The organism is Parabacteroides sp. AF39-10AC (assembly GCF_003635405.1).
GTDB classification, from domain to species: domain Bacteria; phylum Bacteroidota; class Bacteroidia; order Bacteroidales; family Tannerellaceae; genus Parabacteroides; species Parabacteroides distasonis.
In genome coordinates this window covers 36,200-49,706 of record NZ_QTLP01000001.1, presented here as the reverse complement: position 1 = coordinate 49,706, position 13,507 = coordinate 36,200, and the positions used below count along the sequence as shown (strand labels likewise).

Annotated in this window: 11 protein-coding genes; 9 read left to right on the top strand and 2 right to left on the bottom strand. The window is 47.9% G+C overall.

The genetic code is table 11. The annotated features are described in order from the left end of the window. The first annotated feature begins 15 nt into the window (after positions 1–15). From DW033_RS00180 to hisB, 9 genes are all read left to right on the top strand, one after another. Complete coding sequence (locus tag DW033_RS00180; RefSeq protein WP_005862620.1) at positions 16–2,865, top strand: pitrilysin family protein; 2,850 nt, start codon at positions 16–18, stop codon at positions 2,863–2,865. Further along, complete coding sequence (locus DW033_RS00175; protein ID WP_005857205.1) at positions 2,865–3,320, top strand: DUF4268 domain-containing protein; 456 nt, start codon at positions 2,865–2,867, stop codon at positions 3,318–3,320. The genes DW033_RS00180 and DW033_RS00175 overlap by 1 nt, the downstream gene beginning before the upstream one ends. Before the next feature lie 9 nt (positions 3,321–3,329). After that, a complete protein-coding gene (locus DW033_RS00170) occupies positions 3,330–5,858 on the top strand; it encodes a M1 family aminopeptidase (protein WP_048927249.1) in 2,529 nt (842 codons plus the stop codon). 54 nt (positions 5,859–5,912) lie between these two features. After that, positions 5,913–6,176, top strand: a complete 264-nt coding sequence (locus DW033_RS00165; RefSeq protein ID WP_005862616.1) for a hypothetical protein — start codon at positions 5,913–5,915, stop codon at positions 6,174–6,176. Continuing rightward, positions 6,166–6,327 carry a hypothetical protein gene (locus DW033_RS24580; RefSeq protein WP_005862614.1) on the top strand — a complete coding sequence of 54 codons (162 nt, stop codon included), beginning with the start codon at positions 6,166–6,168 and terminating at the stop codon, positions 6,325–6,327. Before DW033_RS00165 ends, DW033_RS24580 begins: the two co-directional genes overlap by 11 nt. A 243-nt stretch (positions 6,328–6,570) precedes the next feature. Next, positions 6,571–7,422, top strand: coding sequence for an ATP phosphoribosyltransferase (hisG, locus tag DW033_RS00160; protein WP_005857196.1), 852 nt, complete (start codon positions 6,571–6,573; stop codon positions 7,420–7,422). 1 nt (position 7,423) lies between these two features. After that, a complete protein-coding gene (hisD, locus tag DW033_RS00155; RefSeq protein WP_122297244.1) occupies positions 7,424–8,704 on the top strand; it encodes a histidinol dehydrogenase in 1,281 nt (426 codons plus the stop codon). Then, positions 8,701–9,738, top strand: coding sequence for a histidinol-phosphate transaminase (gene hisC, locus DW033_RS00150; RefSeq protein WP_022192692.1), 1,038 nt, complete (start codon positions 8,701–8,703; stop codon positions 9,736–9,738). The genes hisD and hisC overlap by 4 nt, the downstream gene beginning before the upstream one ends. Then, complete coding sequence (gene hisB / locus DW033_RS00145; RefSeq protein WP_057326549.1) at positions 9,735–10,871, top strand: bifunctional histidinol-phosphatase/imidazoleglycerol-phosphate dehydratase HisB; 1,137 nt, start codon at positions 9,735–9,737, stop codon at positions 10,869–10,871. Before hisC ends, hisB begins: the two co-directional genes overlap by 4 nt. Before the next feature lie 130 nt (positions 10,872–11,001). Here hisB and cysK read toward each other — a convergent pair whose 3' ends face one another. Together cysK and DW033_RS00135 are read right to left on the bottom strand one after the other, a co-directional pair. Further along, the gene (cysK, locus tag DW033_RS00140) at positions 11,002–11,949 is read right to left on the bottom strand and encodes a cysteine synthase A (RefSeq protein WP_122382273.1); all 948 of its coding nucleotides are present in this window, start codon (positions 11,947–11,949) and stop codon (positions 11,002–11,004) included. Positions 11,950–12,118: 169 nt separating this feature from the next. Then, entirely contained in the window at positions 12,119–13,483 is a 1,365-nt protein-coding gene (locus tag DW033_RS00135; protein WP_048927253.1) for an efflux transporter outer membrane subunit, read from the bottom strand. Between the last annotated feature and the right edge of the window lie 24 nt (positions 13,484–13,507).

Below are 13,507 nucleotides of genomic sequence, written 5' to 3'. Positions count from 1 at the left end.
ATAATATAAACTTAAATGGATTCCATGAGATCTCTGTTGTCAACCTCAGATTTTCTACAGGTACGAGAGCATAAATTAAGTAATGATTTGACGGTATGGTTGAATGAGGACCATAGCCAACCTAAGATATTCGGAGCCGTAGTCGTAAAAGCCGGAGCTAAAGATTCCCCAAACACAGGTATCGCGCATTATTTCGAGCATATGATGTTTAAAGGAACGGATAAGATCGGGACGATCGACTATGAGTCCGAGAAAGTCTTGCTGGACATTATCGCCGAGAAATATGACGCTTTGGCGGATACCGAGGATCCCAAGATGCGCGCCCATTTGCAGCAAATCATTAACGACCTGAGCGTACGTGCCGCTGAGTATGTAATACCGAACGAGTTCGACCGGTTGATCTCTCGTTTCGGTGGTACGAAGTTGAATGCCGGGACTTCTTACGACTATACATTATATTTCAATACATTCTCTCCGCAATATATCTCCCAATGGGCCGAGATCAATAGTGAGCGTTTGGTAAATCCCGTATTTCGTCTTTTCCAGAGTGAGCTGGAGACGGTCTATGAGGAAAAGAACATGTATGGGGACACGATGGCTAGCGTCGCCATCGAGAAATTGACAGAGCGTTATTTCTATCCGCATCCGTATGCGTATCCGATTATCGGAAGTGCGGAGAACTTGAAGAATCCCCGTCTTTCGGAGATGCGCCGGTTCTTCGAGAAATACTATGTCGCTTCCAATATGGGATTGATCTTAAGCGGGGATTTCGATACGGAGGAGGTCTTGCCAATCTTGGAATCTACTTTTTCACGGATACGAAAAGGGAAGCCGCCCCACCGGGATATCGTTGCGCTTCCACCATTCGAGGGGCGGGAAAAAGTGAGCGTACGTATTCCTATGCCTTTCGTGAAAATTATGGCATTGGGATTCCGGGGAGTTCCTGCGAATCATCCGGATCAAGTTGCGCTCAATATCGCCGTATCTTTATTGAATAACTCCAATGGTACGGGATTTTTGGATAAGCTGACGGTAGATCATAAGGTGATGGGTGCGATGGCGGTTAACCAAAGTATGAATGAGGCTGGAATATTAGGTTTGTTGGTATTTCCGAAGTTCTTTTTCCAGACCTATGCGGCAGCTGAGAAATTAGTATGGAAACAAATCAACCGTATTAAGGAGGGGGATTTTAGCGATGAGATGTTCCAAAGCTTGAAATTGGAACAGAAACGTGAATATGCCTCCAAATTGGAAGACATAAACTCAAGGGCCGAGGTGATGATGCGTATTTTCTCTCAAGGGAAAAGCTGGCAGGATTATTTGGATGAGGTTACCCGTATCGATGCCTTGTCGAGAGAAGACGTGATTGAGGTCGCCAAGAAATATTTTACGGAGAATTATATGTACGTCACGAAGAAGACCGGACGCTATCCAAAAACGATCTTACCCAAGCCGGATTATTCACCGATTATACCGAAGAACTCCGATGCTTCCTCCGCTTATGTGGAACGTCTGGAAAAGATACCCGTACAAGAATTGAAACCGCATTTTCTCGATTTTGAGAAAGACGCCGAGGTCGTATCCTTGCGTCCGCTTGTCACGTTGTATAAGACTCATAATTCCGTAAATGATATATTCTCGCTGACACTATCTTATGGAGTGGGGCAGTTGGAGCTTCGTGATCTTGATAAATTGTCCGCTTATCTACCTTTCGTAGCGACGGAATCGATGTCTTTTGAGGTCTTTCGGGGTAAATTGCAGGAACTTGGTAGTACATTGACTTTTGATTCCACGGATTCTGAGTTTCTGGTGGTGGTGAATGGTTTTGATGGGCATTTTACCCAAACAATGGCTTTGGTCGGCGATTTCTTGCGGCACGCCAAGCCAGATGACAAGAAGTTACGGCAGATTGTGGACGAGGCGAAGGTAACGGAGAAATCGTTGTTCAATTCCAGCGAGAACGTAGCCGATATGCTGTTAGAGAAAGTCAAATTTGGGGAGCAATCCCGTTATTTGACCAAATTATCGTTCGCTGAAATCAAAAAACTAAAAGGAAAGATGTTGCTGGACACCTTCAGTAAGGTACGTTCGGTCGCTTGTAACCTGCATTATTGTGGTACATTGTCTACGGAGGAGGCCGCTCGGCAGATCAAGCTGCATTTACCCTTGGAGGAGGTAAGTATTCCATCGAACTCTCCCTATATTCGTGATCTTATGACGTATGATAAGCCGACTGTCTTTTTCATGGACATGGAGGATGTCACGCAAAGCATAATCTATGCCTATATGTATATCGATCCGTTGAAGGCTAAGGAGGATCGTCCTATTTCCCGGTTGTTTAGCGCTTATTTCGGAGGGGATATGTCATCTTTGATGTTTCAGGAGATCCGTGAGTTTCGTTCGTTCGCTTATCAAGTAAATGCCCGTTTGAAACATCCTCCTTTGAATCGATCGGAGAAGCCCGCTAGTTTCGTGATGAAACTGGCTACACAGACGGATAAGATGATCGATGCGATGGAAGTGCTGGAAAATCTGGTGCATGATATGCCGGAACGTCCGGAACGGGTGGAGTCGGTGAAGCAGACGATTCGTAATTGGGTGAATAATGAATATCCTACTAGTCGCTCTCTTTCCTTGAAGATCGCCGGTTTCCGGCGTGAAGGGTACGAGAGCGATCCGAACAAGGATTATCTGGAGGTCATCGATCGGATGACTATGGAGGATATCCTTCGTTTTTATAAGGAGAATATACAAGATCATTTAATGATATATGCGATAGTCGGTAATTCAAAGAGTATGGATATGGAGAAACTCTCCAAATTCGGACAGATCGTTAAGGTAACAAGGAAAGACATTTATAAATAATGTATAGTAAGGAGGAACTGAAGAATCTCAAATTGGAGTTTTGGGAAAGCTTCGCCGCTTTTTGTGAGGTGCAACCCTATTTGCGGGGGCGTAAGAAAATTTGGACATTATATGATACGAAGGTAAAGGGCGTTGAGTTGAAATTCGACGCGAACCGCCAAGGGGCTTACGTTATTCTTGAGGTAAACCACCGTAGCGAGGATTTACGTCTGGAAATGTTTGAGCGCCTGACTTGGTATAAAGAGACCTTGGAACAGGATTTTCCCGAAGGCTTGATCTGGGATATTTGCTTTGTCCGTGAGAATGGCCGACAAGTGGCCCGTATCTATGTGGCAAAGGAAGGATTGGATTTGCATCGGCGAGCGCATTGGGGAGATTTTTTCACGTTTATGGCTAGCCAGATGTATTTGTTGGAACGAAATTTTATGGGTATAGCAGAATACTTAAGAGAATAATTACGAGATATGAACCTAAAGGTATTTATCGGAGCTTGCGTACTGTCCGGTCTGGTTGCTTGTAGCTCTGTTAAACAAGATGAGGCCGGTTTGTCCCGGCCCGGTGTGGGCCTTGAGCTGGCGCGATTCCGGAAGGAGCATTTCTCCGATGTCCGTTATAATCTTTTCTTCTCGATCCCGGAATCTCGTGACGAGGCGATCCGGGGAAAGGTGGAGCTATCGTTACGATTAGACGAGAAGCAGCCGCTTATTATTGATTTCCGCGGAGAACAGGAGCAAGTGACATCCGTAACCTTGAACGGAGGCGATATTCCCTACGAGGTGAAAGATGAGCATATCGTGATAGCCTCAGATTGGGTAGCGGTGGGAGAGAACCGGGTAGCGATCGCTTTTACTCCGGCGGATCAATCCTTGAACCGACGGGATGAGTTCCTGTACACGTTATTGGTTCCGGACCGGGCACGTACGGTATTCCCTTGTTTTGACCAGCCGGATATGAAGTCGCTTTTTACCTTGACCTTGGAAGTTCCTTCCACTTGGCAGGCCGTGGCGAATAGCGCTATCACGCAAACGGATAGTACGGGCGTCTCCGGTCGGAATCGTATTTCTTTCAAGGAGACGGAACCGCTTAGTACCTACCTGTTCTCATTCGTGGCCGGTGAACTGACTCGGGAGGTTTATTCCCGGAACGGACGGGATATCTCTATTTATCATCGGGAGACAGATCCGAAGAAAATCGCTCAATGCCCAGCCATTGCCGATGAGGTGTTCGACGCGTTGGAATGGCAGGAAGACTTTACTGGTATTCCTTATCCTTTTGCTAAATATGACGTGATTATCTTACCCGGTTTCCAATATGGAGGTATGGAACATACGGGTGCTACCTTATATACGGATCGCCGGATGTTTCTGGATGAGCATCCTACCTTAAATGAGCGATTGAGCCGGAGTGCCTTGATCGCGCATGAAACCTCTCATATGTGGTTTGGCGATTATGTAACGATGAAATGGTTTGATGATGTATGGACTAAAGAGGTTTTCGCTAATTATTTCGCTTCCCGTATCGTAGAACCTTTATATCCGGACGTGAATCACCGGTTGAATTTTATTCGGGATTATATTCCTGCGTCTTATTCGGAAGACCGTACGTCAGGTGCGAATCCGATCAAGCAAGATTTGGATAATTTGCGGAACGCCGGTTTGGTATATGGAAATATCATCTATGATAAATCTCCCGTGATTATGGAGATGTTGGTACGTGTTCTGGGAGAAGACGCTTTCCAGCAGGGAATCCGTGAGTACTTGACTACTTATGCGTATGGGAACGCTACGTGGGAGGGCTTGATCCGTATCTTGAATAAATATACGGAAGAGGATCTGGCCGCTTGGAGTGAGGTGTGGGTGAATCAGAAGGGTATGCCGGAGATTACGGCTTCGGTTAAGGACGGCGAGTTGGTCGTAGAGCAGCGTGATCCGTTGGGCCGGGGTTTAAAATGGCCGCAAGAATTAACCTATCGGGTGATCTGTGGAACGGATTCGGAAGAAATCCCGGTTTCTCTCGAAGGAAACTCTGATTCCTTCCGAATGAAATTAAGTTTTCTTCCGAATGGAAATTGTGTCATTCTTCCGAATATAAATGGGCGTGGTTATGGCTTCTTTAAAATAACAGAGGGGGAGTCTTCCGGTCTATGGTCTGTGCTTCGCTCATCGGAAGATGAGGTGTTGAAGGGATCTTTGCTGATTACCCTTTATGAGAATCTTCGTTGGAAAACGATTTCTCCGCAAGGGTTCCGTGAAGAGATGTTAGCGTATTTACCGAATGAGTCTAATTCTTTATTGTTCTCGATGGCTTTAAGCTATTTAGGAGATTGCCAGCGGATATTCCCGTCGGATTCTCGTCCGTTGGAACAGGTCTTGTGGAAGATCGTGACAACGAATCCCGTATCCCAACATCGTTTGCAGGCGTTTCGTTTGTATCGTTCGATAGCGGATTCAGAGGAGGCGGTACAACGTCTGTATACGTTATGGCAGGAACGGAAAGCTCCGAAAGATTGTACGTTGAGCGAGAGTGATTATATTGGCTTATCCTATATGCTGGCGATGCATTTGCCGGAAAAAGCGGATAAGATTATCGCTACGCAATTATCCCGCATACAGAATCCGGACCGGAAGAAGGAGTATCAATTTATCTCCCCATCCGTATCGCCCCGCAAGGCGGAACGTGACAGTGTCTTCGCGTCCTTGTTGATCGCCGGGAATCGTAGGGTGGAGCCATGGGCCTCTTCCGCTCTCGCTAATTTGAACCATCGCCTACGAGAACAAGAGTCGGTCGCTTATATCCGTCCGGCCTTGGAAGCGATGCCGGAAGTACAGCGGACTGGCGATATCTTTTTCCCCACCGCTTGGGTTCGCTCCTTGCTTTCCGCCCATACATCGAAGGAAGCTCGGGAAGAAGTTGATGCGTTTTTTACCGCGCATCCGGACCTCCCCTTGATGCTTTCCAATAAGATTAAGCAGCAAGCGAGTCATTTGTATTAAAGTAAATCATCATCTTTGTCCTTGAGAACGAATTAATTAGAAAGGAGTATTTGTATGACGGCAATGGAACTAAAATGCCTAAAGATGGATTTGGTCGAAGAATTGTTAAGCATCGATGATAAAGACACGCTCAACCGTGTGAAGAACTATCTGAAAAAGCTGAACAATAAAATTAGGACAAAAGCCGAAGAGGAAGAAACGGAATATATTAGCAAGGAAGAAATCTTGGCAGGGATTGATGCCGGGCTGAAAGACATGATTGCCGGGAGGAAACAATCAGCGAGAGATTTCTTAAAAGAAATGAGAGATGGAATATAGAATAGAAGTCTTAGCCTCCTTTAAGAAGGAAGCGAAACGTTTGCGGAAGCATTATGCCTCTTTCATTGATGATTATGAAAACAAAGCAGAGCGTGAATCTATAAGCTTGAAAGAGATAGAAGAGTTGCTTCGTAAGAACGGATTGAAGTAATATAGATATTGTGATAATATTTTGTCAGAAATATTTGTTCTTTCAATTATTATTGTAACTTTGCGACGTAAATAACAAAAGAAATGAAAATAACGACTACATTACATCACCATCATCATTACAGCGGGCGATAGTTCGGTGGGCTGAATGGTATGTATGTACTCATGATAAAAAGATAAAGGCTTGCCGTTTTGCGGTAAGCCTTTTTTGTTGATATTTATAATATAAAAATAAGATATAGTTATGTTGAGAATTGCGGTACAATCGAAGGGCCGTCTGTACGACGAGACCATGATGTTGCTTGAAGAAGCGGGTATTAAACTAAACAGGGGCAAACGCATTCTGTTATTATCGGCAAAAGGTTTTCCGGTAGAGGTATTATTCCTTCGTGATGATGATATTCCTCAGTCTGTGGCTAACGGTGTGGCGGATATTGGTATTGTCGGAGAGAACGAGTACGTGGAGAAAGGGCAAGAGGCGAAATTGATCAAGCGTCTGGGCTTTAGTAAGTGCCGTCTATCCTTAGCTATCCCCAAAGATGAGGAATATAAGGGAGCTGAATGGTTTGAGGGAAAAACGATCGCTACTTCCTATCCCGTGATCCTACGGTCTTTCTTAGAGGAGAGAGGCGTGAAGGCGGATATTCATGTAATCAGCGGCTCTGTGGAAATCGCCCCGGGCATTGGTTTGGCGGACGCTATCTTTGATATCGTAAGCTCCGGTAGCACTTTGGTAAGCAATCAATTGAGAGAAGTGGAGGTAGTCCTTCCTTGTGAGGCTTTATTGATCGCTAACAATAATCTATCCAAAGAGAAACTGGAGATATTGGATGAGCTTCTATTCCGCTTCGAGGCGATTCAAGTCGCCGAGGGCAAGAAGTACGTGTTGCTGAACGCTCCGAAAGAAAAGCTGGATGAGATTATCGAGGTGCTTCCCGGTATGAAGAGCCCGACCATAACGCCTTTGGCAAACGATGAATGGGTCTCTGTTCAATCCGTGATCGCCGAGAAGCATTTCTGGGAAATTATTGGTAAACTAAAATCATTGGGGGCTGAAGGTATCTTAGTGCTTCCGATCGAGAAAATGATTGTATAATATGGAGATTATAAAATATCCCGGACGTGAGGAATGGAGCTCACTAATCAAACGTCCCGCATTAGATGTAACCACCTTGTTCGATACGGTCCGTACGGTATTGGACGAGGTACGCGAGCAGGGTGACACTGCCGTAAAAGCGTATGAGGAAAAGTTTGATAAAGTGCTCCTTTCTTCCCTTCAAGTCTCGGAAGAGGAGATGCGGGAAGCGGATGCCTTGGTCGCTGAGGACTTGAAACAGGCGATTCGTACGGCAAAGGCGAATATCGAGAAGTTCCATGCCTCACAGCGTTTCGAAGGAAAGAAAGTGGAGACTACCCCGGGAGTCACTTGTTGGCAGAAAGCGGTAGCGATCGAGAAAGTCGGTTTATATATTCCGGGCGGAACGGCGCCTTTGTTTTCCACGGTATTGATGTTGGCAGTGCCCGCACGTATCGCCGGATGCAAGGAGATCGTATTATGTACGCCACCGAACCGGGAAGGGAAAGTACATCCCGCTATCCTGTTTGCTGCGGAGGTCGCGGGTGTAAGTAAGATATTCAAGGCTGGAGGAATCCAAGCGATAGCGGCGATGGCCTATGGGACGGAATCAGTTCCCAAGGTGTATAAGATCTTTGGCCCGGGTAATCAATACGTGACGGCGGCGAAGCAATTAGTAAGCCTGAAAGAAGTCGCCATCGATATGCCCGCCGGACCATCCGAGGTAGAGGTGATCGCAGACGAGACAGCAAATCCCGATTTTATCGCCGCCGATTTCCTCTCGCAGGCCGAGCATGGGGTGGATAGCCAAGCGGTCCTCGTAACCGCTTCGGAAACGATCGTGGAACCCGTGGCCCGTGCCATCCAAGAGCAACTCGATCGTTTGCCCCGAAAGGAGATTACCGAGAAATCGTTAGCGCACAGCCGTATCATCGTATTGAAAGATTTGCGGGAAGTCGTGGACTTCACGAATCAATACGCTCCTGAGCACTTGATTATCCAAACATCGGATTACACCGCTATCGCGGAGCGAATCGAGAACGCTGGCAGTGTCTTTATGGGTCCATATACTCCGGAAAGCGCAGGCGATTATGCTTCCGGCACGAATCATACCTTGCCGACCAACGGTTATGCCAAGGCATATAGCGGCGTAAACTTGGATAGCTTCATCAAGAAGATCACTTTCCAAGAGATCTCTTCCGATGGTATCCGTGCCTTGGGTAGCACGATCCAAACCATGGCGGCCAACGAGCATCTGGATGCTCACCGCAACGCAGTAACAATTAGATTGAACACGATATGAAAGACCTGAAAGATTTAGTAAGACCGAATGTCTGGAATTTGAAACCGTATTCATCCGCACGTGATGAGTTTCATGGGGATGCCTCCGTTTTTCTGGACGCGAATGAGAATCCGTGGAATGTGCCGTATAACCGTTATCCCGATCCCTTGCAGTGGAAATTGAAGGATCGTCTGGCCGTGCTGAAAGGCGTGGATCGTAACTCGATCTTTTTGGGCAATGGTAGTGACGAGGCCATCGATCTGGTGATCCGTGCCTTTTGCGAGCCGGGGTTGGATAGTGTGGTGACGATCTCGCCGTCGTATGGTATGTATGAGGTGGCAGCGAATGTAAATAACGTGGAATGTCGCAAGGTCTCTTTGGACGAGAATTTCGACTTGGACGCTGACCGAGTGTTGGAATCGGCGGACGAGTGGACTAAAGTGATCTTCCTATGTTCCCCGAATAACCCCAGTGGCAACAGCCTGGATCGTGGCTCGATCTATAAGATATTGAAGAATTATGAAGGAATCGTGGTGATCGATGAGGCTTATATCGACTTCTCCGCTTATCCCTCTTTCTTGAAGGAATTATCCGGGTTCCCGAATCTGATCGTTCTTCAAACCTTGTCGAAAGCGTGGGGAGCGGCGGGTATTCGTTTGGGTATGGCATTTGCCTCTCCGGAGATTATCGGTGTCTTGAATAAGATCAAATATCCGTATAACGTCAACCAGCTTACACAGGAGAAAGCTTTGGAGCTCTTGAACGACGAGGCGACCATGAAGCACCAAGTGAACGAGATCCTCACGGAGCGTAACCGGTTGGAGAAGATCCTGTCCGAGCCTCCTTTTTCCTATCAAGTATATCCTTCGGACGCTAATTTCTTGTTGGTGAATGTCGCCAAGGCGGATGCCATGTATAATGGGCTCGTGAAGAAAGGGATCGTAGTGCGTAACCGTAGCAACGTGCAGAAATGCCGGGGTTGCCTTCGTATTACGATCGGTACGCCGAAAGAGAATGATAGCTTATTGAACGCGATGAAAAACATGAAATTATGAGCACGAGGAAAAGAGCGTTGTTTATCGATCGAGACGGCACGCTTGTAAAAGAGCCGCCCGTAGATTATCAATTGGATAGCTTGGAGAAACTAGAGTTTGTCCCGAAGGTGATGCGTAACCTCTATTTCATTTGCGAGCGGTTGGATTTCGAGTTCGTGATGGTCTCCAACCAAGACGGGCTGGGTACGCCCTCTTTCCCGGAGGAGACTTTCTGGCCTGCCCATAACTTGATGCTAAAAACGTTGGAAGGCGAGGGGATCGTGTTTGATGATATATTGATCGATCCTTCCTTTCCCGAGGATAATTCCCCGAATCGTAAGCCTCGTACAGGAATGCTTACGAAATATATGACAGGTGAATACGATCTGGAGAATAGTTTCGTGATCGGGGATCGCCTTACGGATATGGAGTTGGCCCATAATCTGGGCGCTAAAGGTATCTGGTTGCGCCCGGAGGAGGGAGCGGAGAGTGAGTTGGCGGCTTACGCTACCTCATTGTCTCCCGCCTATATCACGGATGATTGGGATAAAATCACCGAGTATCTGTTTGCTGGCGAGCGTCGTGCTGTCGTACGGCGTGCCACGAAGGAGACGGATATTTATGTGGACTGGAATCTGGATGGAACCGGAAAGACATCGATCTCTACCGGGCTTGGTTTCTTCGATCATATGTTGGACCAGATCGGTAAGCATTCCGGTACGGACCTGACGGTACGGGTAAAAGGCGACTTGGAAGTCGATGAGCATCATACGATAGAGGACACGGCGATCGCCCTTGGCGAGGCCATGCTGAAAGCGCTGGGTGATAAGCGAGGGATCGAGCGTTATGGGTATTGCCTTCCGATGGACGACTGCTTGTGTAGCGTGGCGCTGGATTTCGGTGGCCGTCCTTGGTTGGTTTGGGACGCTGAGTTCCACCGTGAGAAAGTAGGGGATATGCCTACGGAGATGTTCCTCCATTTCTTCAAGAGCTTGAGCGACGCTGCTCGCATGAATTTGAATATCCGTGCCGAGGGTACGAACGAGCATCATAAGATAGAAGGTATCTTCAAGGCTTTGGCCCGCTCGATCAAGATGGCGATCCGACGAGATATTTATCGGTTTGAGCTACCGAGTACGAAAGGGCTCTTGTAATCTGTAAAAAACACTACTGTATTTGTGCACGAATACAGTAGTGTTTTAGTCTGAATACTATTGTGTTTATCCACAAACACTATAGTGTTTTCGACTCAGATTCTATGACATCAGATAAACCGATAAAAGCCTATAGAGGATATTCCTCGAAAGCATATAGAACCGTGGAGAGATACCTTTCTCCTGTGTCCGGAAGCAACGCCACGATCGTTTTTCCCTCATTCTCCGGAAGTTTAGCTAGTTCCACGGCGGCGTATACAGCGGCGCCGGAAGATATTCCTACCAGCAACCCTTCCTTCCCGGCCAGTTCCCGGCTCGTACGGATAGCGTCATCGTTCGTTACTTGCAGGATCTTGTCAACTACCTCCCCGTTGTAGGTCTTGGGGATAAAGCCGGCTCCGATGCCCTGTATCTTGTGCGGGCCGGGCTTGCCTCCGGAAAGTACCGGTGAATCGCTAGGCTCTACCGCTACGATTTGTACGTTCGGGTTGTGAGCTTTCAATCCGGCACCGACACCGCTGACCGTGCCTCCGGTTCCTACGCCGGCTACAAACAGGTCTACTTTACCATCCGTATCACGCCAGATCTCCTCGGCGGTCGTGCGGATATGCATGGCCGGGTTAGCGGGATTCTCGAATTGTTGTAGGATGATGGAACCGGGAGTCGCGTCACGCAGTTCCTCCGCTTTGGCGATGGCTCCTTTCATGCCTTCCGCCCCGGGGGTGAGGACGAGCTGGGCACCTAACGCTTTCAATAAGTTACGACGCTCGGCACTCATGGTATCCGGCATGGTCAGGATTAATTTGTAGCCTTTCGAGGCGGAGACAAAAGCGAGTCCGACTCCGGTATTACCGCTGGTCGGTTCGATAATGGTAGCGCCGGGTCTCAACAAGCCTTTAGCCTCGGCGTCCTCGATCATCGCCAAGGCGATGCGGTCTTTTACGCTACCAGCCGGGTTGAAATATTCCAGCTTGCCGATTACTTGGGCTTTAAGGCCCTTGCTCGCGTTGAAATTAGAGAACTCCAACAGGGGAGTGTTGCCGACAAGGTCGGTCAGTTGTCTTGCTATTCTTGCCATATACAAATGAATTTTGTTGTTTCTGGATTCTTTTATTTATATGACAAAGATAGTGGATGGATTGTTTACGGCATATACCATAAACCGGGTATTTTTTTACCTCCTTCTATGCGTCACGCACAAAAGGAGGTTACAATCATAATTATATACAAGTCTGAAAGGACTCTCTTTAATGTCTGCCTCCTCCTAAGGCTTGGTAGAGGTTTACGGTGGCTTGAAGCTCGTCAAAACGATCCGTTACTTGGGAGAGCTGGGCGCTGAGCAGGGTTTGCTGTGCCGTGAGCACTTCCAGATAAGTGGTGTTTCCATGCGTCATCAGCAATTGGGTGCTACGGACGGCATCTTCAAGCGATTCGATTTGGTGTGTACGCAAGTCGATCTTTCCCTTTGCGGTCTGGGCTTGGGTAAGTGCGTCGTTCACCTCTTTTCCGGCGTTGAGCACGGTTTGTTGGAAAGTGAGCTTGGCCTCTTCTTGCTGCGCTTTCGCTATTTTCAATTGGGCGATATTCGCTCCTTTGTTAAATAGTGGTTGCGTGAGGGAGCCGACCACCGATAGTAATAGTTTACCCGGATTTACGATGTAACTACCTGCGCTGTTTGTCCATCCCGCGCTGCCGCTAAGACGTAGCGAGGGATAAAAATTGGAGCGTGCGGAGGCTGTCCCGTAGAACGCTTGCGCCAATGCGTACTCGGCGCTACGTACATCCGGACGGTTCGAGAGTATCTGTAGCGGGATACCGATAGCCAGATCCGGGGTTAAGGATTGGTCTTCCAACCTTCCTCGCTCAATATCCTGAGGTGTCTCTCCCAATAAGACGGCAAGCGTATTCTCGGTCTCCCGGATGGTCTGTTCCAGATCCTTAACAGAGGTCTCGATGGAGTAGCAAGTAGCCTCGGTTTGCGATACGGCCGCCTCGGTAGTCATGCCGGCTGCCATTAACGCTTGGGTGGCACGAAGGCTCTCTTGCCATTTCACGGCGGTTTCTGTCGTGATCTCGTATTGCCGATCCAGCATCAATAAGGTGTAATACAGGTTGGCGATATTGGCGATCAGTTGTGTTTGTACGGCTTGGCTATACGCTTGGCTTTGCGACAAGGCGGCTTTTGCTTGTCGTTTGGCGTTTGTCAGCCGGCCGAAGATATCGATCTCCCAACTGGCCGATACCGGGACGTTGTATGTCCACGACGCTTTTGCCTTATTGAAACTACTTGTCGTGCCCTGCGGATCTAGGGAGAGCGACGGGAGGTAGGAGAGGCGGGAGGTCATTAACGCCGCCTCGGCTTCTTGCACCTTTAGATGGGCAATCCGCAGATCTGTATTATTGGCTAATCCCCGTTCGATCAAGGATTGCAAGGCCGGATCGGTGAACAGGTCTCGCCAACTGATATTCCCGATGGAGAAGGTGTCTGCCGGGGCTATCTCCTCCCGGTATAGATTCTCCGGGAGGGTGGTGACAGGCTCGTATTTCTTGTAAATGCCGCAGCTGTTCAACGCTAGCGTCGCTACGGCAAGGAGTATGATGTTATTCTTCATATACAATATATATACAACCGGATA